The following is an 837-nucleotide window of genomic DNA, read 5'->3' as shown; positions in this document are numbered from 1 at the left end:
GGGGCGTCAGCTTCAGCCCGGATGGCAAGATTCTGGCTTCAGCTAGTGCTGACAACACGGTGAAACTGTGGGACACCAGCACGGGCAAACCAATCAAAACTCTCACTGGGCATACAAAGGAGGTTTGGGGCGTCAGCTTCAGCCCGGATGGCAAGATTCTGGCTTCAGCTAGTGCTGACAACACGGTGAAACTGTGGGACACCAGCACGGGCAAACCAATCAAAACTCTCACTGGGCATACAAAGGAGGTTTGGGGCGTCAGCTTCAGCCCGGATGGCAAGATGCTGGCAACGGCAAGTTTTGACAACACGGTGAAACTGTGGAGGTGGGATTTGGATTATCTACTTCAGCAAGGACGTAGTGCCATTGCTAACGGGGTAACAAAATAGCCTCAAAATCTTATAAACTGGAGTTTAGTGGGTCATAAACTTGCAGTTCAGCACCCTGATGAAAATCTTCACTCCTTCTGCCCTCAGATCCCGCTACCTTATTTTCAACTGACCTGCCCCTAGCAAAAAGAGCTAACTATTGTCCAGAGAGACTTTCAATGTTTTTTGCTTCGCTCTTACTTGGTACAAATTGTCATCCCAGTGACAATTGCACTACATCCTTGCTGAAGTAGATAATCCAAATCCCACCTCCACAGTTTCACCGTCTTGTCAGCACTAGCTGAAGCCAGCATCTTGCCATCCGGGCTGAAGCTGACGCCAATAACCTCCTTTGTATGCCCAGTGAGAGTTTTGATTGGTTTGCCCGTGCTGGTGTCCCACAGTTTCACCGTGTTGTCAGCACTAGCTGAAGCCAGAATCTTGCCATCCGGGCTGAAGCTGACGCCAA

2 protein-coding genes are annotated in these 837 nt (G+C 49.8%); one reads left to right on the top strand and one right to left on the bottom strand.

The features are described 5' to 3' along the window. The coding region (locus ACM0OZ_RS49065; RefSeq protein WP_414590197.1) for a WD40 repeat domain-containing protein at positions 1-389 on the top strand (389 nt) is incomplete at its 5' end. A 176-nt stretch (positions 390-565) separates the two neighbouring features. Here ACM0OZ_RS49065 and ACM0OZ_RS49060 read toward each other — a convergent pair. Beyond that, positions 566-837 (bottom strand): WD40 repeat domain-containing protein (locus ACM0OZ_RS49060; protein WP_414590196.1); only part of this gene is annotated, 272 nt, incomplete at its 5' end.

Source organism: Scytonema sp. PCC 10023 (assembly GCF_963920835.1).
GTDB lineage: Bacteria > Cyanobacteriota > Cyanobacteriia > Cyanobacteriales > Nostocaceae > Kalymmatonema.
The sequence above is the reverse complement of the archived record's forward strand: the minus strand, read 5'-3'. Positions and strand labels throughout refer to the sequence as shown.